This window comes from Lysinibacillus sp. EB271-A1-10B, from assembly GCF_058791335.1.
Window position 1 is genome coordinate 67282 of sequence record NZ_JBYTDL010000011.1, and the last position, 25881, is coordinate 93162.

The 25881-nt window shown below is 38.8% G+C and carries 28 protein-coding genes and 2 other annotated features (1 of these 30 only partly in view); of the genes, 25 read left to right on the top strand and 3 right to left on the bottom strand.

Annotated elements, in window-relative coordinates:
• The first annotated feature begins 111 nt into the window (after positions 1-111).
• The 3 genes from AC3WSK_RS15230 (at position 112) to AC3WSK_RS15240 (ending at position 3091) form a co-directional block, all read left to right on the top strand.
• Entirely contained in the window at positions 112-1074 is a 963-nt protein-coding gene (locus AC3WSK_RS15230; RefSeq protein WP_079562404.1) for a DUF4003 family protein, read from the top strand.
• A gap of 42 nt (positions 1075-1116) precedes the next feature.
• The gene (locus AC3WSK_RS15235) at positions 1117-2544 is read left to right on the top strand and encodes an aldehyde dehydrogenase family protein (protein ID WP_492414215.1); all 1428 of its coding nucleotides are present in this window, start codon (positions 1117-1119) and stop codon (positions 2542-2544) included.
• 67 nt (positions 2545-2611) lie between these two features.
• On the top strand, positions 2612-3091 hold the full coding sequence (locus tag AC3WSK_RS15240) for an acyl-CoA thioesterase (protein WP_079562402.1): 480 nt from the start codon (positions 2612-2614) through the stop codon (positions 3089-3091).
• Between the two features lie 48 nt (positions 3092-3139).
• On the opposite strand, the gene AC3WSK_RS15245 is transcribed toward AC3WSK_RS15240, so the two are convergent.
• A complete protein-coding gene (locus tag AC3WSK_RS15245; protein ID WP_079562401.1) occupies positions 3140-4450 on the bottom strand; it encodes a globin-coupled sensor protein in 1311 nt (436 codons plus the stop codon).
• Positions 4451-4756: 306 nt separating this feature from the next.
• On the opposite strand from AC3WSK_RS15245, the gene AC3WSK_RS15250 reads away from it, so the two are divergent.
• The gene (locus AC3WSK_RS15250; RefSeq protein WP_492414216.1) at positions 4757-4966 is read left to right on the top strand and encodes a hypothetical protein; all 210 of its coding nucleotides are present in this window, start codon (positions 4757-4759) and stop codon (positions 4964-4966) included.
• A 72-nt stretch (positions 4967-5038) separates the two neighbouring features.
• On the opposite strand, the gene corA is transcribed toward AC3WSK_RS15250, so the two are convergent.
• Positions 5039-5998 carry a magnesium/cobalt transporter CorA gene (gene corA / locus AC3WSK_RS15255; protein WP_079562399.1) on the bottom strand — a complete coding sequence of 320 codons (960 nt, stop codon included), beginning with the start codon at positions 5996-5998 and terminating at the stop codon, positions 5039-5041.
• Positions 5999-6062: 64 nt separating this feature from the next.
• Positions 6063-6746: a class I SAM-dependent methyltransferase gene (locus AC3WSK_RS15260; RefSeq protein ID WP_079562398.1), complete on the bottom strand. Its 684-nt coding sequence runs from the start codon at positions 6744-6746 to the stop codon at positions 6063-6065.
• 121 nt (positions 6747-6867) lie between these two features.
• On the opposite strand from AC3WSK_RS15260, the gene AC3WSK_RS15265 reads away from it, so the two are divergent.
• The 21 genes from AC3WSK_RS15265 (at position 6868) to rplA (ending at position 25703) form a co-directional block, all read left to right on the top strand.
• Positions 6868-7173, top strand: coding sequence for a DUF4870 domain-containing protein (locus AC3WSK_RS15265; RefSeq protein WP_079562397.1), 306 nt, complete (start codon positions 6868-6870; stop codon positions 7171-7173).
• Positions 7174-7375: 202 nt separating this feature from the next.
• Complete coding sequence (locus AC3WSK_RS15270; protein WP_079562396.1) at positions 7376-7846, top strand: CtsR family transcriptional regulator; 471 nt, start codon at positions 7376-7378, stop codon at positions 7844-7846.
• Positions 7847-7860: 14 nt separating this feature from the next.
• The gene (locus tag AC3WSK_RS15275; protein ID WP_079562395.1) at positions 7861-8409 is read left to right on the top strand and encodes a UvrB/UvrC motif-containing protein; all 549 of its coding nucleotides are present in this window, start codon (positions 7861-7863) and stop codon (positions 8407-8409) included.
• Positions 8406-9515 carry a protein-arginine kinase McsB gene (gene mcsB / locus AC3WSK_RS15280; protein WP_079562394.1) on the top strand — a complete coding sequence of 370 codons (1110 nt, stop codon included), beginning with the start codon at positions 8406-8408 and terminating at the stop codon, positions 9513-9515. The genes AC3WSK_RS15275 and mcsB overlap by 4 nt, the downstream gene beginning before the upstream one ends.
• Positions 9505-11949 carry an ATP-dependent Clp protease ATP-binding subunit gene (locus AC3WSK_RS15285; protein WP_079562393.1) on the top strand — a complete coding sequence of 815 codons (2445 nt, stop codon included), beginning with the start codon at positions 9505-9507 and terminating at the stop codon, positions 11947-11949. Before mcsB ends, AC3WSK_RS15285 begins: the two co-directional genes overlap by 11 nt.
• A 96-nt stretch (positions 11950-12045) precedes the next feature.
• Complete coding sequence (gene radA / locus AC3WSK_RS15290) at positions 12046-13422, top strand: DNA repair protein RadA (RefSeq protein WP_079562392.1); 1377 nt, start codon at positions 12046-12048, stop codon at positions 13420-13422.
• 342 nt (positions 13423-13764) lie between these two features.
• Positions 13765-14850 (top strand): PIN/TRAM domain-containing protein, encoded by a 1086-nt coding sequence (locus AC3WSK_RS15295; protein WP_079562391.1) that lies wholly within the window; start codon positions 13765-13767, stop codon positions 14848-14850.
• A 12-nt stretch (positions 14851-14862) separates the two neighbouring features.
• On the top strand, positions 14863-15555 hold the full coding sequence (gene ispD / locus AC3WSK_RS15300) for a 2-C-methyl-D-erythritol 4-phosphate cytidylyltransferase (RefSeq protein ID WP_079562453.1): 693 nt from the start codon (positions 14863-14865) through the stop codon (positions 15553-15555).
• Positions 15556-15828: 273 nt separating this feature from the next.
• Entirely contained in the window at positions 15829-16305 is a 477-nt protein-coding gene (gene ispF / locus AC3WSK_RS15305; RefSeq protein WP_053482833.1) for a 2-C-methyl-D-erythritol 2,4-cyclodiphosphate synthase, read from the top strand.
• 91 nt (positions 16306-16396) lie between these two features.
• On the top strand, positions 16397-17857 hold the full coding sequence (gltX, locus tag AC3WSK_RS15310) for a glutamate--tRNA ligase (RefSeq protein WP_079562390.1): 1461 nt from the start codon (positions 16397-16399) through the stop codon (positions 17855-17857).
• 50 nt (positions 17858-17907) lie between these two features.
• Positions 17908-18126: a binding site (T-box leader), on the top strand.
• 159 nt (positions 18127-18285) lie between these two features.
• Positions 18286-18936: a serine O-acetyltransferase EpsC gene (epsC, locus tag AC3WSK_RS15315; RefSeq protein WP_079562388.1), complete on the top strand. Its 651-nt coding sequence runs from the start codon at positions 18286-18288 to the stop codon at positions 18934-18936.
• Positions 18933-20333 carry a cysteine--tRNA ligase gene (gene cysS / locus AC3WSK_RS15320; RefSeq protein WP_492414217.1) on the top strand — a complete coding sequence of 467 codons (1401 nt, stop codon included), beginning with the start codon at positions 18933-18935 and terminating at the stop codon, positions 20331-20333. Before epsC ends, cysS begins: the two co-directional genes overlap by 4 nt.
• 5 nt (positions 20334-20338) lie before the next feature.
• A complete protein-coding gene (locus AC3WSK_RS15325) occupies positions 20339-20758 on the top strand; it encodes a Mini-ribonuclease 3 (RefSeq protein WP_276207763.1) in 420 nt (139 codons plus the stop codon).
• The gene (gene rlmB / locus AC3WSK_RS15330; protein ID WP_427483841.1) at positions 20758-21510 is read left to right on the top strand and encodes a 23S rRNA (guanosine(2251)-2'-O)-methyltransferase RlmB; all 753 of its coding nucleotides are present in this window, start codon (positions 20758-20760) and stop codon (positions 21508-21510) included. Before AC3WSK_RS15325 ends, rlmB begins: the two co-directional genes overlap by 1 nt.
• Positions 21511-21512: 2 nt before the next feature.
• Positions 21513-22025, top strand: coding sequence for an NYN domain-containing protein (locus AC3WSK_RS15335; protein ID WP_079562452.1), 513 nt, complete (start codon positions 21513-21515; stop codon positions 22023-22025).
• A 68-nt stretch (positions 22026-22093) separates the two neighbouring features.
• The gene (gene sigH, locus AC3WSK_RS15340) at positions 22094-22741 is read left to right on the top strand and encodes an RNA polymerase sporulation sigma factor SigH (protein ID WP_079562384.1); all 648 of its coding nucleotides are present in this window, start codon (positions 22094-22096) and stop codon (positions 22739-22741) included.
• Positions 22742-22817: 76 nt separating this feature from the next.
• Positions 22818-22964, top strand: coding sequence for a 50S ribosomal protein L33 (gene rpmG, locus AC3WSK_RS15345; protein WP_492414218.1), 147 nt, complete (start codon positions 22818-22820; stop codon positions 22962-22964).
• A 47-nt stretch (positions 22965-23011) separates the two neighbouring features.
• Positions 23012-23197 carry a preprotein translocase subunit SecE gene (gene secE / locus AC3WSK_RS15350; RefSeq protein WP_053596042.1) on the top strand — a complete coding sequence of 62 codons (186 nt, stop codon included), beginning with the start codon at positions 23012-23014 and terminating at the stop codon, positions 23195-23197.
• Between the two features lie 501 nt (positions 23198-23698).
• On the top strand, positions 23699-24232 hold the full coding sequence (nusG, locus tag AC3WSK_RS15355; RefSeq protein WP_079562382.1) for a transcription termination/antitermination protein NusG: 534 nt from the start codon (positions 23699-23701) through the stop codon (positions 24230-24232).
• Between the two features lie 227 nt (positions 24233-24459).
• Positions 24460-24885 (top strand): 50S ribosomal protein L11, encoded by a 426-nt coding sequence (gene rplK, locus AC3WSK_RS15360; protein WP_004233593.1) that lies wholly within the window; start codon positions 24460-24462, stop codon positions 24883-24885.
• 119 nt (positions 24886-25004) lie between these two features.
• Positions 25005-25703 carry a 50S ribosomal protein L1 gene (rplA, locus tag AC3WSK_RS15365; protein ID WP_079562381.1) on the top strand — a complete coding sequence of 233 codons (699 nt, stop codon included), beginning with the start codon at positions 25005-25007 and terminating at the stop codon, positions 25701-25703.
• Between the two features lie 61 nt (positions 25704-25764).
• Positions 25765-25881: a sequence feature (ribosomal protein L10 leader region), on the top strand; it runs 30 nt beyond the window's last position.

Sequence of the window (25881 nt, forward strand, 5' to 3'; positions counted from 1 at the left end):
TTTTATGTTCATTCTTCTGGAAAAAGTGTATGGAAGGTTTAATTTTTAAAAAAACAGTTGAATCTTTTCGGTAATATATTACGTAAATATGGAAAAAGGAGCGTGTTAAACATGGACTTTGTTATGATTGAAAATCAGTTTACAAGTACTGTGGAGGATGTCTCAAAGGCTGTCGGTCGGACGGTTGATCGTAAAATTGTGTTGGCAATCGCTAGCAAATATGTGGCATCTGGGAAACCCTTTGATTCCGTTAAATATAAAAAAGTATTACAAGAAATGAAAAAGCAAACGTCATGGTCATCTCCGTTACGAACGACGGTAGGTTATAGTATTGCTGCAAATTTGATGGAGCAAGAGGATACAGAACGAGCGGTGAGAAATTTACTGACGAACGTTAGCATAATGAAAGAGGTAAAGTTCAGAAGCGGGAATTTTAGTTTTATAGGTGCACAGTTTTTAACGGAAGAGGAAAATGAGAAACGTGCACATGCACAGGTAGCACGCGCATTATTTGATGCAATCCGCAAGCACCACCGATTTTTAACATCGTACGATGATATTCCCTATGCCGTATTGTTAAGTAGCCAATCTGACGACGTTGAGCTACGTGCAGAAACAATGAATCGTTATTATAAAGAACTACGTACGTATAATTTTAATGCAGGCAATGAGCTTCAATGGCTATCACAAGTACTGACTTTCTTATCACCTCAATATGATAATAAGTTAGTGCCTAATGTTGTAACGATTCGTGACACACTAAAAAATCAAGATGTAAAGGTCAAGGCGATGCATTATCCATTACTGGGCTTTTTAGCAATCCTTGAAGTGAATCAAGCACAGCTTCAACAGATTGTTGATTTATATCATGAGTTAAAGGGTATGAAACTTTTAAAATGGCATCGTGAATTTGTGTTATTTATGGCCACACAAATTGCTATTTATGATATGGCGAATGTACAACAATCCTTATCAATGTCAATCATGTCATCCATTGAATTGCTAATTCAAGCACAGCAGGCAGCAATGTTCGCAGCAGTAAGTGCAGCAGCTGTAGCAGCAAGTTCTTCGTGATAAAATAAAGAAGAACTTGATTTTTGGAGGTGCATTTGAAGGATGAAGGAAACAAAACTTTGGATGAATGGCGAGTGGCAGAACGCAAAGGAAACATATGAACTGAAATCACCCTATAGTGGTGAGGTTATTGCAAAGGTAGCTAAGGCGTCAATTTCTGACGTTGAACGAGCAATCGAAGGTGCTCAGGAGGCATTCCAAACGTTTAAAAAGACAACAGCCTACGAACGTGCCGAAATATTGTATAAAGTGGTCGACATAATGCGCCAGCGTAAAGAGGAATTAGCTGAAATTTTAGCTTTAGAGGCAGGTAAACCAATATCAGCAGGTTTAACTGAAATAGAACGCACAATAGCAACATACCAATTTGCTGCAGAGGGGGCTAAGCAAGCAAAGGGTGAAACGGTACCGATGGATGCTGCACCTGGGGCAGGAGATCGTATTGGCTGGACAAAGCTAGAGCCTCTAGGTGTAATTTCAGCCATTACACCCTTTAATTTCCCCTTTAATTTAGTGGCACATAAATTAGGTCCTGCCTTTGCAGTTGGAAATACGGTTGTATTAAAGCCAGCGACGCAAACGCCATTAAGTTCTATCGTAATGGCGGAAATTTTCCAGCAAGCAGGTCTACCTAATGGTGCGCTTCAAATTATTACAGGTAGCGGTGGAGAGCTAAGTGATACACTTGTGACTCACCCGTTTGTGAAAAAGGTAACATTCACGGGAAGCGGTAAAGTTGGATTGAGCATTAAAGAAAAAGTAGGTTTGCGTAAAGTTACTTTAGAACTTGGTTCCAATGCGGCAGTAATTGTCGAGCCGTCGACACCAATTGATAAAATTATTTCGCTTTGTGTCAGTGGTGCCTTTAATTTTGCTGGACAAGTTTGTATCTCCTTACAACGTATTTATGTACACACATCTATTATGGATGAATTTACAAAGGCGTTTGTTGCCGAGACAGAGAAATTAGTGGTAGGTGACCCACTAGATACAAATACTGATGTTAGTGCAATGATTAACCAAAAAGAAGTTGAGCGTATTCGTCAATGGATTGAGGAAGCAAAGTCGCAAGGGGCGGTAGTTGCTACAGGAGGAACATTTACGGAACGTACTTTAACGCCGACTGTAATGACGAATGTGACGGCAAATATGAAAGTTGTTTGTCAGGAAACATTCGCACCAATCGTCTCAATTGTTTCATATGAAACATTAGATGACGCTATTCGACTAGTGAATGAGTCGGACCTTGGCTTAAATGCTGGAATTTATACGAATGTTTTGCAAGATGCATTATATGCAGCGGATGAATTACAGGCAGGTGCTGTTATGATTAATGATATTCCGACTTTCAGGGTTGATAATATGCCATATGGTGGCGTAAAAATGAGTGGCTACGGTCGTGAAGGCATTAAGTGGGCAATCGAAGAAATGACAGATATGAAATTAATTACGATGAAAAAATCGTTCTAGTTTGCAACAACTCTTGTTCTGCGATACGATGACGAAAGAACATTCATGAAGGGAAGTCGCAAGAATTATGTCAAACAACGCAATACCGATGAGCCAGTCACGTACTGTTCAAACTCGTCTCGTATTACCGCCAGATACAAATAATCACAACTCCATTTTTGGTGGAAGAGTGTTAGCGTATATTGATGAAATTGCTGCTATTACAGCAATGAAACATGCAAAAGGTCATGTAGTCACAGCTTCTATCGATTCGGTTGACTTTTTATCGCCAGCACATGTAGGGGCTATTTTAGAAATTGAAAGCATCGTTTCGTCAACTGGACGGTCTTCAATGGAAGTTTATGTTCGAGTTATTTCACGAAACATTGAAACTGGTGAGGAGAAATTAACGACGGAATCCTTTGTAACGATGGTTGCAGTGGATGATGAAGGTAAACCTAAGCCAGTTCCGGCGATTTATCCTGAAACAGATGCGGAAAAACGTCTGTTTGAAACGGGACCAGCAAGACGCGAACATCGTAAACAAAAACGCGAGTTACCGCATTAAAAATAAAAAGGGAAATTGACGTATGCTGTCAGTTTCCCTTTTTCGTGCTTACATTTGTAATTCATTTACCACGTTAATAAGTGAATCGGAAGAAGAAGAAACAAGTGTAGCGCCTTGTGACAGTTCAGTAATCAAATTAGAGATGGCTGAAATATCTCTGGATGTATTTACATACTGCTGCTGAATGCCAGAAACTGCATTGGCGATATCATTAAATGATTTAGATAAACTGTTTTGCGTATCTACACTATGTTGAATCTTTTGATCAACGTTAGTAACCGAAGTCGACATTGTTGTAATATTACTTTCTGTTTCTTTAATGAGATGAGAAACATTTTGTACCGCATTTTTTGTTTCTTCAGCAAGCTTACGAACTTCCTCTGCAACAACAGCGAAGCCTTTACCATGCTCACCTGCACGGGCTGCCTCGATAGAAGCATTTAGTGCTAATAAGTTCGTTTGATCGGCAATTCCTGTGACCAGTCCTACAATTTCCGATATTTTTTGAGAAGATGTGCGTAGCTGGTTCATCGTAACTTCGAGACTGTTTACACTTTGTAAAATTACTTGTATTAAATCATTTTGATCTTGCAGCTGCTGCTGTCCACGTCTGGATTTTTCTTGTGTATCAGCAACGAAGGTTAAACCTTGCTTCGTAGCTACTGCGATATCATCTGTTTGAGAGGAAATGACTAATAAAGAAGCTGCTGTTTCTTCACTAATCTCATTGAGTTCCTCTGCCGTTTTTTGAATGGTAGTAACAAGTGCATGCTTTGTTTCACCTTCTACTGTACGAATGCGTTCCTCTTCTTTTTCATAGGCTTCGATTACAAGCTGCTGCTCGAAGTTAATGATTTTGCAGAAGGCATTGATAGCACGAATTGCATCATGTTTTGATACATCTAACTCATTTGTAAAGCGTGTAAAGGTCGTTGTTAATGATTGGAATGAGGCGATATACCACTTCGATTGTAGACCAATTCGAACATGAGTTTCAGCAATTGCCTTTCGTTCATTAATGTAAGAGTCATTAATATGACTTTCAAAAATATCACTTAAATGTTTATGTAAAGTAACTTTTAAACGCTCGATTTGTGATGTTCTGTTTATAATATTTAACAAATCTTGGCTCAAACTAATGGCTGCATAAAATTGATCCACCATTTCAGGAACTAAATCCTTAGCTAAAGGCTGTAGTTGTTTAATGATGGCTAAATCCTCAATTGTTAAATCTAAAAGCTGTAACTGTTTTTGAAGTTTTGGATGGTTTGATACATCCAATTGTACATCGCTCCTATAATTTTCAGGTGCTAATGTAATTGAGTAGCTAGAATCGTTCTTTTTTGTAAACCAACTCATCGTTGTTTGCTCCATTCCTTAGGTCCGTATTATGTATAGAATAGTAAACTAAATACCTATTAAATTACTTGGGTTGTTAATTTGCTGAATATATAGTATTTAATATATTCTACTATTTTTTGTGCTGTTTTTGGTTGAAATTTTAGTTTATTTCTATATTTTTTTTATTAGTTACAGATGATTGTCGATTAAAAGTCATGAAATAGACTACTAAAAAGGTAATAGGTAAATTGAATTTGAAATAGGAAACCTGTAAAATACGAACTGTTTAGCTTGAACGTAACAATAGTGTTGAGGAGGTATTATATGGAGAAGAAACGTTTCAAATTTGTCATTCCGGTTATGGTAATTGTAGCAATTGGGTCGGTTTACATGTTAAGAAACTACTATGCTGAAGTACCAGACTTAGATCAACTATTAATTACTATCTGTGCAACATTAGTATCTGGTGTACTCGCATACTTTTTATTTCCACAGCAAGGTGATGATAAAGTTGATGATCGCGGTCCTTATTAACAGTGAAAGGCACCTTGGAAAAAATCTCTAAGGTGCCTTTAGCTTGTCGACAAATGAATAAATGGTTTACTTTTAAGTTTTAAATAAATTGAACCAGCCTTTAAGTTTAAAGATTGCCAGCATGAATAATGCGATAAAAATCATAATTCCGAGTACGATAAAGTAGCTAAACTTCCCATGTAGCTCGGGCATATGGTCAAAATTCATTCCATAAACACCTGCAATAAATGTTAGGGGAATAAAGATAGTTGAAACAATTGTTAAGGTCATCATAATGCCATTCATGCGAGTAGAGCTCATCGCCATATAACTATCACGCATATCAGCAGTGAGCTCGCGGTTAGATTCGATCATTTCGGTGAGTTTTAGCAGATGGTCGTAAATATCTCCAAAATAAGCTCGTTCTGATTTTTTAAGTGAAAATCGGTATGAGTTAAGGATACGATATAATAAATCACGCATTGGTAAAATGGTGCGTCTTAAATCGAGCAAATCACTACGGAATTCAAATACAATTTTCATGGCATTGGGGTTACTTTGATAGGTAAGCTCATCTTCAAGTGTATTTAAATGATCCTCAATTTTATAGACAAGTGGAAAATAGTTATCAACAATTTTATCGATTACCTGGTACGTTAAATAAACTGTGCCACGTTCCCAATTCTTTGGCTGCTTTTCTAACATCATTTGTACTCGATCTATTTCCGGTGCTACATTTTTGTGGAACGTAACAATAAATTTATTAGAAACAAAAATATTTACTTCCTCAGCTGTTAATTCTTCGTTCATCCTTTGAATAACAAAGAAATGGAAATCATCATAAAAATCGAGCTTTGGCCGCTGTAAACGCATTAAACAATCTTCTATAGCGAGTGGATGGAAGTGGAAAAACGAATCCAACAGTAGTTCTTCCTCATCAGTTGGACAATTAAAATCGACCCAGTACCATTCAAATTCGTTTTTGTGTATATCTTCAAGTGGAAATTCCTTTATAAGTTTTTGATCTTTTGTAATTCCAATAGTGCGTATCACAGCATTCACCTCAATTCTTTTAATTCTATCCTAACAGGTGTATTGATCTTCACAAGAAATAATTTTATACGCTTTCTCTATAACATATCCAACCACCAAATAAAGTAGTGGCAAAGAATCTAGATGGTTTTGTAAAGCCTGCCTGCTGTAATAGTGCTAATATGTCCTCTTCACACATAAATGAAAGAGAACGGATGGATTTCTCCATTTCCGCTACGTCTGATGGTGATAGCTTTGTATGCTGTAGCCAATAAGCGCGCCATAAATCAAATTGTAGCTCGGTTTCTAAAGTACCCGGCTGCCCGTATTTTGAGACGAGCACAAATGGAGCACCAGGCTTTAAATTATTTGCTATTTTTTTTAATGTTGCAAGCTTCTCTTGATCATCTTGTATAAAGTGAAGCACTAGTACACAGCTTGCCGCATCAAATTTTACTGAAGGTAGCTGAGTATCCAGTATAGTTCCTTGATATAAAGAAATATTATTAGGTAGAGACTTTAAACGTTCGCCAGCAATTTGTAGCATCGCTTCTGATGGATCGATACCAACAAATGACCAATGAGGTCTTTGCTCGGCGAGCTGTAAAATTTCATTACCGCTTCCGGAGCCAACTATTAAAAATTCAGCGTCCTCAGGTAATGCAGATTGATAAAAGGTTTGTGTTAAACGTAGCATTGCATCGTAGCTAGGTAGCGTGCGACGAATACCTTTTTCATATTCATTTGCAAGTGTGTTATTAAATTCCATCGAGTATCACATGCCTTTCAAAAAAATTTATAAATCCAATTTAAAATTGAAACTATTTAAGGTGTATTTCCGTAAAAAATAGTACATAAAATAAAAAAATTATATGGAAGGGTTGATATAAATGGAAACAAAATGGTCTAAGGTAATCATACACGCAAGTGCATTTTTTGCGCCATGGTTAGTACCTATTATATTTTTCTTAATTAGTTCGGAGGAAGAGGTAAAGAGCATTTCTATGCAAGCCTTGTTGTTCCAAGTAGTGATGATAGTTTTACTTACAATTTCGGGTATTTTTAGCTTCCTACTCATTGGTTTACCGTTCTTAATTGTTTTTGGGATTATGTATTTTATTGCGCCAATTATCGGTATTGTGAAGGCTTTATCTGATGAGTCTTGGCGTTATCCAATTGTTGGTCGCTGGGTATAATTTCTATAAACGCAAGTATATGCTAGTTGCATATGCTTGCGTTTTTTCTTTTGCCAATAAGGGTATCTTATAGCTAAAGCATTCGTTGGATTTTTTTCTGTGTGCGAAATAATTGCAATTATTTTCAAGCGTTTTGTATAATATACTCAAAGAAAGTCAAAGATAGTCAAAGTCAGTGTAGTAAGCGAGGTGTATTCCTAAAATGCGTAATATATCAGACATCATAGAAGGCTACTTAAAGCAAGTACTTGAATTAGGTGGAGAAGGGCATATTGAAATAAAACGTAGTGAAATCGCAGATAAATTTCAGTGCGTGCCCTCACAAATAAATTATGTAATTAATACAAGATTTACTGCCGAACGAGGTTACCTTGTTGAAAGCAAACGTGGTGGTGGTGGATACATTCGAATTTTACGTGTCCGCGCGAATTCACAAATTGATCTAATCGATGATGTCCTCAGGCAAATTGAAGGTGGGGCATCGCAAATAATGGCAGAAGATTTAGTTTATCGACTAATTGATGAGCAGGTAATTTCAAGGCGAGAAGCGAAAATAATATTAGCGGCAGTTGATCGCTCAACTATCGATTTGCAACTCCCGTTACGGGATCATATTCGAGCAAAAATTTTACGAGCGATGCTAACAACGATTAAATATGAACAGCAAAAATAAAAGAGGTGATGGAAATGATTTGCGAACATTGTAAGCAGCGTAATGCGACGGTTACTGTAACACAAGTTCAAAGTGGTCAAAAGGTGGAGCACCATTATTGTGACGTCTGCGCCTCGCAGTTCCATCCATTTCATGCTGAATTTAAGCAAGAGCCAGTATCTATTCAACAGCTATTATCTAATTGGTTTGGCTCACCTACATGGCAGCAACAAAAAGTGGGTGAAAAGCAGCAAGCACCACCACAACCGCAAACATGTCCACAATGTGGATTTACGTATAAACGGTTTTTAAAAGAAGGTAAATTTGGATGCCCTAGCTGCTATGACACCTTTAGTGAGCACTTACCGAAGCTCTTTAATCGTATACAGGCTGGACCTCAACATATAGGGAAAATGCCCGGCGCCAGGAGCAATGTTTATGTCATCAAAAAGCAAATTGAGGATATTCGTAAACGTATGAAGATTGCTGTAGATAAAGAACATTTTGAAGAGGCAGCTGAGCTCCGTGATGAAGTGAAGGAACTTGAGAAACAGGTACAATTTGAAGGTGGTGATGTGTCGTGATGATTGAATCGTTTTTAGAGCGTGCTACACCAACATGGATGAGTGTGGAGGACGATTATTCAGATATTGTCATTAGTACACGCATCCGCCTTGCTCGAAATTTAAATGGTTATCGTTTTCCATTAGCCTTTACAGAGGATGAAGCATTACATGTAGAACAGGCAGTTACACATGCAATAAAGGACAGTACAGAACTTCAAGGAAATTATTCATATTTTGCTATTAAGGATTTAACGCCTTTACAACGTCAAATACTTGTAGAAAAACATTTAATTAGTCCTCAGCTTGCAAAAAAAGAGCAAGTTGGCTCCATGCTCTTATCGGATGACGAATCAATTAGCATTATGGTGAACGAAGAAGACCATTTACGCATTCAATGTATGACAGCGAGTTTTCAACTTCAAAAGGCATACGAGCAGGCCAATAAAATTGATCGTACCTTAGAGAAAGCTCTGCCTTATGCGTTCCGAGATACATTTGGTTATTTAACAAGTTGCCCAACAAATATTGGTACGGGTTTACGAGCATCTGTCATGATGCACCTGCCAGCCCTTACACTTACGGGTCAGATGAATCAAATCATTAATGCAATGACACGATTAGGAATGACGGTAAGAGGAATATATGGGGAAGGTAGCGAAAATATAGGTAATGTTTACCAAGTGTCAAATCAGATTACACTAGGAAAAACAGAAGATGACATTTTAGCGGACATCCAAAGTGTCGCTGAGAAAATAATTCAAAAAGAACGACATGCAAGAGGCAAGTTAATGGAAAAAGCAGAGCTTGCCCTAGAAGACCGTGTGTACCGTGCTTTAGGTACGTTAACATATGCTCGAGTTTTAACGAGTGAGGAAGCTGCTACCTGTTTATCCAATGTTCGTTTAGGAGTAGATTTACAGTTAATTGAAGGTATTAAAGCGACCAAATTAAACGAATGTGTAGTCAGTATGCAACCTGGGTTTTTACAGAATTATGCAGGGGACGTTTTGCCGCCTGCTGAGCGAGATCGCGTACGAGCTGAAATGCTTCGTGAGGCACTATCTCAAGAAAATATGAGTAAGCCTATTATTCGGGGAAAAGGAGAGGATTCATTTGATGTTTAATCGTTTTACACAACGCGCGCAAAAAGTATTACAGCTTGCACAAGAAGAGGCGATTCGTTGGAAGCACGAATCAATTGGAACGGAGCATATTCTATTAGGGCTTATCCGCGAAGGTGGCGGTATTGCTGCAAAAGCATTAGAAGCCATTGATATTAGCCCACAAATGATTGAAGCGGGTATTGAAGAGCTTGTAGGGAAGGGTAAAGAGGATGTTGGCCCAATTGTCCACTACACACCTAGAGCTAAAAAAGTAATAGAGCTATCAGTTGATGAATCACGTAAATTAGGCCATTCCTATATTGGAACAGAGCATTTACTATTGGCGCTTATTCGTGAAGGTGAAGGGATAGCGGCTCGTGTATTAAATAATGCTGGTGTCGGATTGAATAAGGCTCGTCAGCAAGTGCTATTGCTATTAGGCAATAATGACAATGCTCAATCGGGTCAACAAGCTGCACAGGCTGCCAATACACCTACCTTAGATAGCCTTGCGCGTGATTTAACACAAATTGCTCGTGAAGGTACTCTAGATCCGGTTATTGGTCGAAGCAAGGAGATTACACGTGTTATCGAGGTACTGTCGCGCCGTACAAAAAATAACCCTGTATTGATCGGTGAGCCAGGTGTTGGTAAAACAGCTATCGCTGAAGGCTTAGCACAGCAAATTATTAATAATGAAGTGCCAGAAATTCTTCGTGATAAACGTGTCATGACACTTGATATGGGGACGGTTGTTGCTGGAACAAAATATCGCGGTGAATTTGAAGATCGCTTGAAAAAAGTAATGGATGAAATTCGCCAAGCTGGTAATGTCATTTTATTTATCGATGAATTGCACACATTAATCGGTGCTGGCGGTGCAGAAGGTGCCATCGATGCATCAAATATTTTAAAACCATCTTTAGCTCGTGGTGAGCTTCAATGTATTGGTGCAACAACACTAGATGAGTATCGCAAATATATTGAGAAAGATGCGGCATTAGAGCGCCGTTTCCAACCAATTCAAGTTGATGAGCCAACTGTAGAAGAGGCGATTCAAATTATTCAAGGCTTACGTGATCGTTATGAAGCACATCACCGTGTGAAAATCACAGATGAAGCTATTGAAGCGGCAGCAAAAATGAGTGACCGATATATTTCTGATCGCTTCTTACCAGATAAGGCGATTGATTTGATTGATGAAGCGGGCTCTAAAGTACGCTTACGTTCATTCGCGGTGCCACCAAACTTAAAAGCGCTTGAAGATAAGCTGGAAAATGTACGCTCTGAAAAGAATGCAGCTGTCTCAGGTCAAGAGTTTGAAAAGGCAGCATCATTAAGAGATACAGAGCAAAAGCTAAAAGATGAAATTGAAACTACGAGAAAAAATTGGAAGGAAGAGCAAGGTAAAGCCGAATCAAAAGTTACAGTGGATGATGTAGCAGCGGTAGTATCTATGTGGACTGGAATTCCGGTATCTAAAATTGCTTCCGAGGAATCTTCTAAGTTATTACAACTTGAAGAAGAGTTACACAAACGTGTTGTAGGTCAAGGAGAAGCGGTAGAGGCGATTTCTCGCGCAATTCGTCGTGCAAGAGCTGGCTTGAAAGATCCGAAACGACCAATTGGTTCATTTATTTTCTTAGGCCCTACAGGGGTTGGTAAAACAGAGCTGGCTAGAGCATTGGCTGAAGTTATGTTTGGTGATGAGGACGCAATGATTCGCGTTGATATGTCTGAGTATATGGAAAAACATTCGACTTCACGTTTAGTTGGTTCACCTCCAGGCTATGTAGGTTTTGATGATGGCGGTCAACTAACAGAGAAGGTTCGTCGTAAACCATATTCTGTAGTATTACTAGATGAAATTGAGAAGGCTCATCCAGATGTTTTCAATATTTTACTTCAAGTACTTGAAGATGGTCGTTTAACAGACTCTAAAGGTCGAGTGGTGGATTTCCGCAACACAGTTGTTATTATGACATCAAACGTTGGTGCGGATGCTTTAAAATATCAGAAAAACCTTGGCTTCAATGTCGGTGGTACGGATACGAAGTATAAAGATATGAAGGGTACGATGCTGGAGGAACTGAAAAAAGCATTCCGCCCAGAATTCTTAAACCGTATCGACGAAATGATCGTCTTCCACTCACTAGAAAAAGAACATTTAAAAGAAATCGTAGCGATGATGGCGAATTCTTTAACAAAACGTCTAAAAGAGCAAGACATTTCGTTAGAGTTAACGGATTCAGCTCTTGAAAAAATTGCAGAGGAAGGCTACGATCCTCAATATGGTGCCCGTCCACTACGTCGTTCATTACAAAAACAAGTAGAAGACCGTTTATCGGAAGAACTACTGAAAGGCAATGTAGAGAAGGGTAACCAAGTAATCATTGATTATGTAAATGATGAGTTTGTTGTGAAGAAAAAAGAGGAAGTTTCTACTTCTAAATAATCGCGATTTAAAAAGACAGCGAGGCTTTAAGTGCCAAGCTGTCTTTTTTTATGTACAATAATAAATATAAGAACAAATATTCGAGGTGGATGCAATTTGGCAAAGAAAAAAACAAAATTTGTATGCTCAGGCTGTGGTTATGAATCTGCAAAATGGATGGGAAGATGTCCAGGTTGTGGGGAATGGAATAAGATGGTTGAAGAGGTGGAGGTCGTTGCAAAAGGGCCACGAGGTGCATTCCAACACTCTGCTACGGTTACCCAAAAGGCTCTCCCTATTATGCAAATTGAAGCTGCTGAGGAATCACGCGTTGCAACAGAAATGGGTGAGCTTAACCGAGTATTAGGTGGAGGCATCGTACCAGGTTCTCTTGTGTTGATTGGGGGAGATCCTGGGATTGGGAAGTCGACATTATTATTACAAGTATCTGCGTTGCTTTCAAATAAGGGACATCGTGTGCTCTATATTTCTGGTGAGGAATCCATCCGTCAAACAAAGCTGCGTGCAGAACGTTTAGGGGTAATCTCACAGGAGCTTTATATATATTCTGAAACAAATTTAGAGCTTTTAAATCAGACCATTGATGATGTGAAGCCAAAGTTTGTTATTGTCGATTCTATTCAAACTGTTTTTCATCCAGAGGTAACGAGTGCACCTGGTAGTGTATCACAAGTGCGTGAATGTACAGCAGAACTTATGCGAATAGCAAAAACAAAAGGAATTGCCATATTTTTAGTCGGGCATGTAACAAAAGAGGGGCAAATTGCAGGACCACGTATTTTGGAGCATATGGTTGATACGGTATTGTATTTTGAAGGAGAGCGACATCATAACCACCGTATTTTACGCAGCCAAAAAAACCGCTTTGGTTCTACGAATGAAATTGCTATCTTTGAAATGCTTCAGGGGGGCTTAAAGGAAGTGTTAAACCCGTCTGAGTTGTTCTTACAGGAGCGTTCGCAGGGAGCGGCTGGGTCAACAATCGTAGCCTCAATGGAAGGTACACGGCCAATTCTAGTTGAAATTCAGTCGCTCGTAACACCAACAAGCTTTAATTATCCGAAACGAATGGCAACAGGTGTCGATCAAAATCGTGTGCAACTACTTATGGCCGTCCTTGAAAAGAGAATGGGCCTCATGCTGCAGGCACAGGATGCATATATTAAAGTTGCTGGCGGCGTGAAGCTTGATGAGCCGGCTATTGATTTGGCTGTGTTGACAAGTATTGTTTCGAGTTTTAAGGATCAAGCTGTTAGGGCAACGGATTGCTTTATTGGAGAAGTAGGTTTGACTGGCGAGGTGCGTCGTGTATCTCGTATTGAACAACGTGTGATTGAGGCAGCAAAGCTCGGATTTAAACGCGCCATCATACCAGCTTCAAATATCGGTGGTTGGGATTTTCCTCAAGGTATTGAGATAGTCGGTGTAGAAACGATAAAGGACGCATTGAATGCTTGCTTTAGAGAGCTATAAAGTAGTTTGTGCATGTTGGACAATGTTCTGACATGCACTTTTAACATCTTTCAGCAATTAAACACCAGGGCGTTGGTCTTTTAAATTTTATAGATAGAAGATAGGAAACTCAAAGAGGAGAATTGGCGTCTATGATAATGTCTGTGAAAATGTTTGTTTAATGCAGAGCAAATGTCAAAGAGCATTTCTGATTTTAGTGTGAAAAATTTTTAGTCATTGATTTTCAGTATACTCGGGATGATCTGGAAATGGATGAAATTACCGATGCTTTGATGGGGTCATAAAAGATTTTCTGCAGTAAACTATGTATAATTATATATTAAGAATGGGGGGTGACAGTTTATGAAAAAATTTGTTCAAATTGCTTTTTTACTGATTGGAGGAGCATTAGGCCTTGTTTTCTTACCGCCATTATACGAATTGCTTCATTTATCATCTAATCCTTGGCTTGATAACCCTTACGTATCAGTAGCTTTAGGAGCGCTCTTACTATTTACATTATCATTTGCCTTTTCGGATTATTTTGTACGGCTTATTAGTTGGATGGAAGAGGTGCTATTTAAAGTACCGGTTGGTGACTTATTCTTTGGTACACTTGGACTTATTATCGGACTAATCGTTGCTTATTTCTTAGGTTTCGCAATCGATAGTATTGATTTACCGATTATTACAAAGGTTTTACCAATTATACTGTCATTTATGCTTGGATATTTAGGGTTCCGTGTAGGCTTTAAAAAGCGAGATGAATTAATCCAGCTATTTACTTTGCGTGGTAACACTACAAAGAAAAAACTAGCGGAAGGTGTAGAGCCTCAAGAAGTACGAGGGAGCTATAAACTGTTAGATACTAGTGTTATTATTGATGGTCGTATTGCAGATATTTCAGAAACAGGCTTTATAGAAGGTACACTAGTTGTGCCACAGTTTGTCCTTACGGAGCTCCAGCATATTGCTGATTCTTCGGATACGTTAAAGCGTACAAGAGGTCGTCGCGGCTTAGATATTTTAAAAAAATTACAAGATGAACGTATGACGAATGTTGAGATTACTGAAGAGGACTTTGAGGATGTTCAAGAGGTTGACTTAAAGCTCGTGCGCCTTGCAAAGAAAAGGGGCTACGATACACAAATTGTGACGAACGACTTTAACCTTAACAAAGTTTGCGAGCTACACCACGTTAAAGTACTGAACATCAATGATTTAGCTAATGCAGTCAAACCTGTCGTAATTCCAGGTGAGGATATGCAAGTGATGGTCATTAAAGATGGGAAAGAGCATAATCAAGGGGTTGCTTATTTAGATGATGGCACAATGATCGTTGTTGAAGGTGGACGTAGCTATATAGGACAGGCAATTACAGTAACCGTAACAAGTGTTCTTCAAACATCAGCAGGTCGAATGATTTTTGCTAAACCAAAGGATGACTAGGAAGTGGGAAATGTGCAATATGAAGTAGTATTGCCTGCTGCGGGAAGCGGAAAGCGAATGGGCGCAGGGCAAAATAAGTTATTTTTAAATCTTTTAGAAAAACCGATCCTCGTACACACGCTGGAGGTATTTGAACAGGATAGTCAGTGTACAGGTATTTGGCTTGCGGTAAAGCCTGAAGAGCGTGTGTTTATTCAGGACATGCTAGAGAGGTATGGAATTACTAAAGTTAAAGGTTTACCTGATGGTGGTGCAGAGCGACAGCATTCCGTCCATTCTTGCATGAAAGAAATGAAGCAGGTTGATATTGTGCTTGTGCACGATGCTGCGCGTCCATTTATTACGCACGACATTATAGCGAATCTTGTGCGAAGTGCGCATGACTTTGGCGCTGCGATTGCGGGTGTTCGTGCGAAGGATACGATGAAAAAAGTACGTGATGGTGTTATTGAGGAGACGATTGATCGAGAAAGCTTATGGATGATTCAAACGCCTCAAGCATTTCAATTTGATTTGATTGTAGAGGCAGAGGATGTCGCTGAGAAGGTGGGCTTCCTTGGTACCGATGAAGCAATGCTTGTTGAACGTCTGGGCCATGAGGTGCATATTGTAGAAAGTAGCTACGAAAATGTAAAAATGACAACGCAAGAGGATTTAGTGTTTGGTGAAGCGATCTTGCGTAAACGTGCTTTGAAAACATTATGATAGCATACAAAAATCTCATTAGCAGTAGATGCTGATGAGATTTTATTTTTTAATTGAACTTTAGTCTAGAGTAAGGTTTACTGTTAACTCAATTTCCTAGGAAATATGTTAAAATATGAGGGTATAATATAGAGTAAATATAAAAGTGAAGGAAGGTGAATGAGACTGTCTTATAAGCTGAATAGAAGCTTTTTAAGTCTGCATATTTCTTGAAGTAAATGAGCTTCAGTTGGTGGATTTTTTATTTATCTTATTAGACATTCTCAAAATCATATGTTTCGAGTGGGACAAGGATTTGACGTGCATGCATTTGAAGAAGGGCGTCCATTAATTATTGGTGGTATAACAATTCCTCATGAAAAAGGGTTGGTAGGGCATTCGGATGCAGATGTTTTATTACACACTGTAACAGATGCAGCGTTAGGGGCTATTGGTGAGGGCGATATAGGTCGTCATTTCCCAGACACAGATCCTGCGTTCAAAGATGCTGATTCAGCGAAATTATTAGAGCATATTTGGAAAATTGTTGAGGATAAAGGCTATGTTTTAGGTAATGTGGATTGTACGATAATGGCACAGCGTCCGAAAATGGCACCGTATATTGAACAAATGCAAAATCGTATTGCTGAATTGCTTCATGCAGAGCCTTCTCAAGTGAATGTTAAAGCAACAACAACTGAGCGTTTAGGTTTTACAGGTCGCGAGGAAGGGATTGCAGCGATGGCGACAATCCTATTGATGAAGAAATAAAAGCGAGCTCTCAGTGCTTTTATTTCCTGTAACAGAGTGGTAAAATGAACAAAGTCAATTTTTTGAACGAAAATTTAGGAGGCTTTTAATTATGGCGAAAGAAGTTCGTGTTCGTTACGCGCCATCCCCTACTGGTTTCTTACATATCGGTGGAGCGCGTACAGCGTTATTTAACTATTTATATGCAAAACATCATAACGGTAAATTCATCGTACGTATTGAGGACACAGATGTTGAGCGAAATGTAGAGGGCGGAGAAGCATCTCAGCTAGATAACTTAAAATGGTTAGGTATTGAATATGATGAGTCGATCGATATTGGTGGACCGTATGCACCTTATCGTCAAATGGAGCGTCTTGATATTTATAAAGAGCACGCTGAAAAGCTACTAGAGCAAGGTTTAGCTTACAAATGCTTCTGTTCTTCAGAGAAATTAGAAGCGTCTCGTGAAGAACAAAAAACACGAGGTGTAGCAGCTCCGACTTATGATGGTACTTGCCGTCATTTATCAGCAGAGGAAGTTGCGGCTAAAGAAGCTGCTGGTGAACAATATACAATTCGTATGCGCGTACCTGAAAATGTAACATATGAATTTGAAGATTTAGTACGTGGACAAGTATCATTTGAGTCAAAAGATATTGGTGACTGGGTACTTGTTAAAGCAAACGGTATCCCAACGTATAACTATGCGGTAGTGCTAGATGATCACTTTATGGAAATTTCACATGTATTCCGTGGTGAAGAGCATTTATCGAATACACCAAAACAAATGATGATTTTTGATGCATTCGGCTGGGAATATCCAAGCTATGGTCATATGACATTAATCATTAATGAAAATCGTAAAAAATTATCAAAACGTGATGAATCAATTATTCAATTCGTAACACAATATAAAGATTTAGGTTACCTACCTGAAGCAATGTTTAACTTCTTTGCATTACTTGGCTGGTCTCCTGAAGGGGAAGAAGAGATTTTCTCAAAAGAAGAATTTATTAAAATCTTTGATGAAAAACGTCTTTCAAAATCACCGTCTATGTTCGATAAACAAAAGCTTACTTGGATGAATAACCAATACATTAAAAAATTATCTTTAGAAGAAGTAGTGGCTTTATCTTTACCACACTTACAAAAAGCTGGTTTATTACCAGAAGAATTAACAGAAGAAGAACGTGCATGGGCTACAGATTTAATCGCACTTTATCATGATCAAATGAGCTTTGGTGCTGAAATTGTAGAACTATCTCGCCTATTCTTTAACGATCATATTGAATATGATGAAGAAGCAAAAGCAGTTTTAGCAGGTGAACAGGTACCTGAGGTAATGACTGCATTTAAAGCGCAGCTTGAAAGTTTAGAGGAATTTACGCCTGATACAATTAAAGCGGCTATTAAAGCTGTTCAAAAAGAAACTGGACACAAAGGTAAAAATCTATTTATGCCAATTCGCGTCGTAACGACGGGTGAAACGCATGGTCCAGAACTTCCGAACGCAATTTGCTTAATTGGCAAACAGAAAATAATTGACCGTGTAGAAAAATTTGCGCAATAAGTAGAAATTGATTGACAATTTATTAGTTCGTTGTAAAATGTATTTACATTGAAAAAGCGTTGATAAGGAGAAGTAAGTGGCGCATGCTCTAAAGAGAGGACCATCACCGGCTGAAAGTGGTCTGAGCCTAGGCAAAACTGAAATGCACCTTTGAGCATAAAGCTGAAAAAAAGTAGGCTTTATCGATTCGTTCCCGTTATAGAACGTCCAGAGTGGAAGGCATTCGCCTTCAATCAGAGTGGAACCGCGCAAATTTTAGCGTCTCTGTCATTCCTTTTTTGGGATGATAGGGGCGCTTTTTTATTTTCTAGACATAGACTTGAAGTGGGGGATGCGCCAAAATCACTCGGTAACTCTGGGGTGAAATCAACGTCAGCTATAGTATTTCGAAGGATCAAGGTAGATCAAAATGAAAAGGGGGAGCTTTTGTGTTTAAAAGAATGAAGGAAGATGTAGAAACAATTTTTGAGAATGACCCGGCTGCGCGTAGTGTATTCGAAGTGATATTAACATACTCGGGCTTGCACGCTACTTGGGCACATCGAGTTGCACATTGGTTCTTTAAAAAGCGTTTTTATTTTATAGCCCGTACCATTTCACAAATTAGTCGCTTCTTTACTGGAATTGAAATTCACCCTGGAGCGAAAATCGGTCGACGTTTCTTTATTGACCATGGGATGGGTGTTGTTATTGGTGAAACATGTGAGATTGGTGATAATGTAACGTTGTATCAAGGTGTAACTTTAGGTGGTACAGGAAAAGAAAAGGGGAAACGCCATCCGACATTAGAGGATAATGTACTAGTTGCAACAGGTGCGAAAGTGTTAGGTTCTATTACAATTGGTGAAAATAGTAAAATTGGTGCAGGCTCAGTTGTCTTAAAAGAAGTGCCACCAAATGCTACGGTTGTCGGTATTCCTGGTAAAATAGTGATTAAGGATGGAGTCCGTCTAGAGAAAAAACTAGACCATCAAAATATCCCTGACCCTGTAGAAGAACGTTGTCAAGCTTTCGAGAAGCAGATTGCAGCAATGAATCAGGAAATCGAACGCTTACAAAAGGAGAGAGAAATACAATGAGTATTCAAATTTTCAACTCATTAACACGACAAAAGGAAACTTTCGTACCGCTGGAGGAAGGCAAAGTAAAAATGTACGTTTGCGGTCCGACAGTATATAACTACATTCACATTGGGAATTCACGACCTGTTATTGTCTACGATACAGTGCGTCGTTATTTCCAATACAAAGGCTACGATGTGAAATTTGTTTCAAATTTCACAGATGTGGACGACAAAATTATTAAGGCTGCAAATGAACTTGGAGAAGAGGTTCATGAATTAACGGAACGCTTTATTGCTGCATACTTTGAAGATATTACAGCGTTAGGCTGCAAGAAAGCAGATGTACATCCACGCGTAACAGAGCATATGGATGATATCATTCAATTCATTCAAGTTTTAATCGATAAAGGCTATGCTTATGAGTCAGCGGGTGATGTTTATTACCGCACTCGTAAATTTAATGGTTACGGTAAATTATCTCACCAAGCGGTGGATGATTTAAAAATCGGTGCTCGTATAGAAGCGGGTGAGAAAAAAGATGATGCGTTAGATTTCGCTCTATGGAAAGCTGCGAAGCCAGGCGAAATTTACTGGGAAAGTCCATGGGGCAAAGGGCGTCCAGGTTGGCATATTGAATGCTCAGTAATGGCGCGTGAGCATTTAGGAGATACTATGGATATTCATGCTGGTGGGCAAGATTTAACATTCCCGCATCATGAAAATGAAATTGCACAATCTGAAGCTCATAATGATAAGACATTTGCGCGTTATTGGATGCACAATGGGTATATTAATATTGATAATGAAAAAATGTCCAAATCTCTTGGCAATTTTATACTCGTAAATGATATTCGTAAACAAATTGACCCGCAAATTTTACGATTCTTTATGCTTTCGGTGCATTATCGTCATCCGATTAACTTTGCGAAGGATTTAGTAGATTCAGCCGCAAATGGTTTAGAACGAATTCGTACTGCCTACAACAATGTCAAACACCGTTTAACAGCAACAGCAAGCTTAGGTGATTGCTCAGAAGGATGGCTTGGAAAAATTGCTGAACAAAAAGCGCATTTTGAAGAAGCGATGGATGATGATTTTAATACAGCCAATGCTATTTCCGTATTATTTGAATTAGCGCGAATCGCAAATATTTATTTAAATGAAACGAATACTGATGAAAAAGTATTATTGCATTTTACTGAAACTTTTGAGGTGTTAGGTGACGTCTTAGGTATTGAATTTGCAAAAGAAGAAGAGTTATTAGACGAAGAAATTGAAGCGCTTTTACAGGAGCGTATAGAAGCTCGTAAAAATCGTGATTTTGCCCGTTCAGATGAAATTCGTGACCATTTGCAAGCACAAGGTATCGTTTTAGAAGATACGCGACAAGGAACTAGATGGAAACGAGGGTAAGTAATTTGGATAAACTCCGCAACGAAGATGTTAAGCAATTGAATGCATTAGCGTTAGCCTATATGGGGGACGCAGTTTTAGAACAAAAGGTACGAGAGCATCTGCTACGTGCGGGTCGCGTCAAACCTAACACACTTCATAGGGAAGCGACACATTACGTATCAGCGAAAGCACAATCTATGATTGTACATCGAATGATGGATGAAGGCTTTTTAACAGAGGAGGAGTTGGCTGTGTTCCGTCGTGGACGCAATGCCAAATCCGGCTCTGTGCCGAAAAATACAGATGTTCAAACATACCGTAATAGCTCAGGCTTTGAGGCTGTGCTTGGTAGTTTATTTTTATTAAATGAATTAGAACGCGTTTATGCAATCATTGCATACGCTATTCAAATAATCGAGGAATCGAAAGGAGTGTCAAATTAATGGCAGAGCAAAATGGAGAAATGATTGCCGGTAAAAACCCAGTGTTAGAAGCACTTCGTTCAGGCCGCGATATGAATAAAGTATGGATTGCAGAAGGTGTGAAAAAATCGGGGGTTAACGAACTTCTAGATTTGGCACGTGAACGTGGTGTCATTGTTCAATTTGTCCCGAAGAAAAAGGTTGATCAATTATCAGATGCCAATCACCAAGGAATTGTTGCCTCTGTTGCGGCATATCAATATGCGGAGCTAGAGGATTTATTTGCGGCTGCGGCAAAAAAACAAGAAGATCCATTTTTCTTAATTTTAGATGAGCTAGAGGATCCGCATAATTTAGGCTCTATTATGCGAACTGCTGATGCGATAGGTGTGCATGGTATTATTATTCCGAAACGCCGTTCTGTGAGTTTGACAGCCGTAGTGGCAAAGGCATCAACTGGGGCAATTGAGCATGTACCTGTCGTGCGTGTTAACAATCTAGCGCAGACGGTGGATGAGCTAAAAGAACGAGGGGTATGGATTGCAGGTACAGATGCCAAGGGTTCTGCAGACTATCGTAAAATGGATGCAACATTGCCGCTTGCGATTATTATTGGTAGTGAAGGCAAAGGAATGGGCCGCTTATTAAAAGAGAAATGTGACTTTTTATATCATTTGCCGATGATTGGACATGTCACATCACTAAATGCATCGGTAGCTGCTGCACTTTTAATGTACGAAGTGTATCGTAAACGTCAAGAAGCGAATGATTGACAATGAAAACTATTTTGCTTGTTGACGGCTATAATATGATAGGAGCTTGGAAAGAGCTACGACCATTACGTGATACAAATTTTGAAGATGCCCGTAAGAGATTGATTGAGCTTATGGCTGAGTATAAGGCAGCTATGGGGTGGCGCGTAATTATAGTTTTTGACGCACATCTTGTACCGGGTGTGGAGCAAACTTATTTAGAAAACGATGTCGAAATCATTTATACACGGAAAAATGAAACAGCAGATGAACGTATTGAAAAAATGACTCACGAACTAAAGGCTAGAAATGTACAGATTCACGTAGCGACTTCCGATATGGCAGAGCAAAACGTTATTTTTGGTAACGGTGCTCTGCGAAAATCGGCAAGAGAGCTAGAAATTGATATGGGTATTATCCAACATAAAATTTCTCATGAGGTGAAACAAAAACATGATAGCAGACCGCCATCCCGCATGGAGCTTAAGCCGGATGTTGCTTTGGCCTTTGAAAAATGGCGGCGTGGATTGAAATGATTGATTGACTCATATTTTCCAATTCCGTTATACTGTTCCTAATTATCTGTTGTGGCTGAGGTGATACCATGTTTAAAAATAGTATTGTACAAGTGACACAAGATTTTGAACGATTCAATGATGAAGAACTTATTGAAATGGTGCATCAAGGTAATACAGATGCGTTGGATTATTTAATTACGAAATACCGTTTGTTAGTAAGAGCAAAGGCTAGATCTTATTTTTTAATTGGTGCAGATAAGGAAGACATTGTGCAAGAGGGCATGATTGGTTTATATAAAGCCATTCGTGATTTTAAGGGAGATAAGCTTGCTTCTTTTCGAGCTTTTGCTGAGCTGTGTATTACAAGGCAGATTATTACGGCTATTAAAACAGCTACGAGACAAAAGCATATTCCACTAAACTCATATGTTTCTCTGGACAAGCCTATTTTTGACGAAGAGTCAGATCGTACTTTAATGGATGTATTAACGGGTGCTATTATGGATGATCCGGAAGAGTTAATGATTCATAGAGAAGAGTTTGGCTACTTAGAAGAGAAGATGGGTGAGATTTTAAGTGAACTAGAACTACAAGTGTTAGCTCTTTACTTAGATGGTCAGTCTTATCATGAAATTTCTGCGAAACTAAATCGTCATGTGAAGTCTATTGACAATGCTTTACAACGAGTAAAGCGTAAATTAGAGCGACATTTAGTTCTTGAAGAAATGTCTTAGCAGTTGTATGCCTTTGTTGACATTGACAAATATAGGTGTTAGTCTTGAAAAGACAAAGTGCCGAAAAGGTGATTATATGGCAAAAAGAGTCGTTCTAAATTGCGAAAAATGCGGATCGAGAAATTATACGTTTCCAGCTAAGGAAGATTCAACTGTACGCCTCGAATTAAAGAAATTTTGCTCGCATTGCAATGAACATACAGTGCATAAACAAACGCTATAAATAATTTGTAAATAGACAGATATGATTGATTCGGAGGTTAGGCTAGAATGGGCAAGATTAAAGGCTTTTTCAGCAATGTAATGTCGGAAATGCGCAAAACAAGCTGGCCAAAAAGTAAAGAACTGACGAAATATACAGTCGTTGTAATTTCAACTGTTGTAATTATGGCTTTATTTTTTGTGTTAGTAGACTTAGGTATTTCATCATTATTCCGCTGGTACTTAGAGTTATAATTTAGTAAATAGCATGTTAATACTTCTGAAATAGCCCGTCATTACAATAAACGGGTTTTTTCGTTTGTTGTATGAAGTAATCAGCAGTAAAATATTCTTAATATGATAAGTACGCTACTCGGGATAGTATGGGGGTAGCGATAGATGACTATGCTAGATTTGGTATATATCATCAGGCTTTCGCTAGCTATTAGCGAAAGCTATGTTTTTCTAATAGCAGTTTGTGAAAAGAGTAAAGAATGCACTTAGCATATCCGATTCTTTTCACTTTTATCATCATTCAGTAGAAGATTCCTGCTTCTAAAAGTGGTAGGTTGAATGCAAATGCAGTTCCTCTTTGGTAGGTGTCCAAACACCGACTGAATGAAGATAAAGCCGCTGGCAGATGTCACGGATTTTGAAAGGAACTAATTGTGCAAGCACAATACAAAATCCAGACACAATTACGCCAAGGCGTAATTGATTTAGTAAGGGAGGGACGGACGAGGAGTCCTAGTAGTTATGGAGAAAAATTGGTATGTTGTTCATACGTATTCAGGGTATGAAAACCGTGTAAAAGCAAACCTAGAGAAACGTGTAGAAACGATGGGTATGCAAGATAAGATTTTCCGTGTTATTGTGCCTGAACACGAAGAAACGGAATTAAAGGATGGGAAAAAGCGTACAATGATGCGTAAAGTTTTCCCTGGTTATGTTTTAGTAGAACTTATTATGACAGATGATTCTTGGTATGTTGTGCGTAATACGCCAGGCGTAACTGGCTTTATCGGTTCATCTGGCGGTGGTGCGAAGCCAACACCATTATTACCTGAAGAAGCGGACCGTCTACTACAACAAATGGGCATGACTGACAAAGTTGTCGAGATTGATATTTCTGTTGGAGAAGCAGTAGAAGTATTAGAAGGGCCTTTCGCACACTTCCAAGGACGTGTTGAAGAAATTGACACTGAAAAAGGAAAAGTGAAGGTTTCTGTAGACATGTTTGGTCGCGAAACAATTATGGAACTTGATTTTGAGCAAATACAAAAAATGTAGTTTTAGCAACTAAAGTGCCATATGTCTGATGAGTATGTCACAGAATTTGTTATTTACTACTTGCTTAAAAAAAATAAAAGTGGTATCATTTCAAAGGTCAGACTGTCATACTTTGGTTTGACGTCTGCAATGATAATTTTAATGTTATCGGCACTTAGCTGACAGACAGATATTGAGTGGGAGGGGCAACCCAATTACCACATCACGGACTTAAGGAGGTGTGTCTCGTGGCTAAAAAAGTTATTAAAGTTGTTAAACTTCAAATCCCTGCTGGTAAAGCAAATCCAGCCCCACCGGTTGGTCCTGCATTAGGTCAAGCAGGTGTGAACATCATGGGATTCTGTAAAGAATTCAACGCGCGTACTGCTGATCAAGCTGGTCTTATTATTCCAGTTGAAATTTCAGTATTCGAGGACCGTTCATTTACTTTCATTACGAAAACTCCACCTGCAGCAGTTCTACTTAAAGTAGCAGCTGGTATCCAATCTGGATCAGGTGAACCAAACCGTAAAAAAGTTGCAACGGTTAAACGTGATAAAGTTCGCGAAATCGCTGAAACTAAAATGCCAGACCTTAACGCTGCTTCAGTTGAAGCTGCAATGTTAATGGTTGAAGGTACTGCACGAAGCATGGGTATTGTTATTGAAGACTAATCCCATTACTTGATGATGTATTTGTTTTTTGGAAGGTTGCGGAGTTTCTTTGTGAACGCGCAACCTTTATTCGTGGGAGGTAAAATCCGCTATAACCACAATCAAGGAGGAATTATATAATGGCTAAAAAAGGTAAAAAACTGCAAGATGCAGCAAAATTAATCGACCGTAACGCAGTATACGGTGCACAAGAAGCAATCGAACTTGCTCAAAAAACTAGCTCAGTGAACTTCGACGCTACTGTAGAAGTTGCTTTCCGTCTAGGAATCGATACTCGTAAAAACGACCAACAAATCCGTGGTGCAGTAGTGTTACCAAACGGTACTGGTAAAACTCAACGTGTATTAGTATTCGCTAAAGGTGAAAAACTTAAAGAAGCTGAAGCAGCTGGTGCTGACTATGTAGGCGATGCAGAATACATCCAAAAAATCCAACAAGGTTGGTTCGATTTCGATGTAATCGTTGCAACTCCTGACATGATGGGTGAAGTTGGTAAACTTGGTCGTGTATTAGGACCTAAAGGTTTAATGCCAAACCCTAAAACTGGTACAGTTACTTTCGATGTAACTAAAGCGATCGAAGAAATTAAAGCTGGTAAAGTAGAATACCGTGCTGACAAAGCTGGTATCATCCACGCTCCTATCGGTAAAGTTTCTTTCTCTGCAGAAAAATTAGTAGAAAACTTCTTAACTGTATTTGATGTAGTACAAAAAGCAAAACCTGCTGCTGCTAAAGGTACTTACATGAAATCTGTAAACGTTACAACTACAATGGGCCCAGCTATTAAAGTTGACGCTTCAAGCGTAGCAGTAAAATAATTAGTTTTTTTATATAAATCTGTTGACGGCTCTGTCTATCTGTGATATGATGGATGCTGTTGTGAATCATCCATTTGTACCGTAGACAGTAGGAGTGACTTGTCACTTAATGATCCTACCGAGGACATCGGAATTCGGATTCTTATTTTAAAGATGATGACTTTCAGCCTCTGTGTCT